We start from the raw sequence: 1,478 nt of genomic DNA, 5'->3' as shown, positions 1-1,478 counted from the left end.
TGGCCGCCATCTCCTCCATCGACGCCGACGCCTCCTCGGTCGAGGCCGCCTGCTCGGTCGAGCCCTGCGACAGCTGCTCCGCCGACGCCGACAGCTCCTGTGACCCCGCAGACACGTTGCTCGCGGCGTTGACCACTTGGCCGACCACCTCGCGCAGCTTCACGTTCATCGCCTGGATCGCCTGCAGGAGGTCGGACACCTCGTCGCGACCGGTCACGGCCACGTCCCGGGTCAGGTCGCCGGCGGCTACGCTCTGGGCGGCGGAGACCGCCTTCGACAGGCCGCGGGAGATCGTGATCGCGATCCAGAGCGCCATGGCGAGGCCGAGCACGACGGCACCGGCCACGACGGCGATCATGATCGTGCGGGTCGACTCGAAGGCCGCCTGGGTGCTCTGCACGAAGCCCTGCGCCACGTTCTCCTCGTAGGTGCGCAGCTTGACCACGTCCTCGAGCACCGCCTTGCGGGCATCGGTGAACGGGCCGACGTAAGACTGGAGCGCCTTGGCGTCCGTGTTCGCCAGTCCGAGGGCGAAGACCTTGTCGGCCGAGGGCGTCCAGGCCTTCACGGCGGCGTTGAGGGCGTTGACGGCATCGACCAGCCCGGTTCCGCGCGACGTCTCGATGAACTTGGCGAGATCGCGCTCCAGCGTGGCCTTGGTCTCCTTGAACTCCCCGGCGATCTTCGCGAGCAGCGCGTCGTCGGTGATCACGATCTCGCGGTAGATCTCGCCGCGCAGACGGACCATCTTCAGTTCGATCGCGCCGATCTGGGCCCGGTCCTCGATCGAGAGGTCGGGCCGCGCCTTGATGTCGTCGATCCTGGCCATCACCGCCGTGAAGGCGCTCAGCTGCTCGCCGGTTGCGATCGCATTGGCGGTGTTGTTGCCGTTCTGGATGGCGAACTCCATGCCCTTGGTGACGGCTTCGCTGAGCTTGGACCAGTCGTCACGCAGGGGCTGGACACGGGCACGCTCGTCGACCGGGACGAGGTCCTGATAGTCCTTGAACAGCGCCTGGAACTTGGCGTCGTGCGCCCGGAAATCGGCGAACAGCTTCTCGCGGGCCGCGTTGGTCGGCTCCAGCATCGACCGCGCGAACATCCGAGCGGCATCGAAGGACATCGACTCGAAGCGCAGGACGCGCTGGACCTGGGTGAACGGACGGGCCGCGAAGGCCTGCATCCGATCGTTGGAACCACTCAGGCTCGATACGGCGAGGTAGCCGGCACCGCCCAGGAGCAGCAGGATCAACCCGAAGGCGATCCCGAGCTTGGCCTTGATTGTGAAACGCATCGTACTCTCCCTACACGCGCACGGGATTTCGAAAGGACTGCAACAGGGTCTCGACAGGACCGCGACGGGACTTCAGTTGAGGATCTGCTCGAGTTCTGGGACGATGATGAAGTCGTCGCCGGCCTTGACGATGGCGCGGATGTACTCGGGCCGCCACGTCGTCCCGACCGGCGGCACCGCCTCG

General features: G+C 66.8%; 1 protein-coding gene. It reads right to left on the bottom strand.

Features of this window, described 5'->3' with window-relative positions; genetic code table 11:
- Positions 1-1,294 (bottom strand): methyl-accepting chemotaxis protein (locus ACLBXO_RS31490; protein ID WP_447687881.1); only part of this gene is annotated, 1,294 nt, incomplete at its 3' end.
- Positions 1,295-1,478: the final 184 nt, after the last annotated feature.

The sequence above is a fragment of the Methylobacterium sp. C33D genome, from assembly GCF_053345825.1.
The sequence above is the reverse complement of the archived record's forward strand: the minus strand, read 5'-3'. Positions and strand labels throughout refer to the sequence as shown.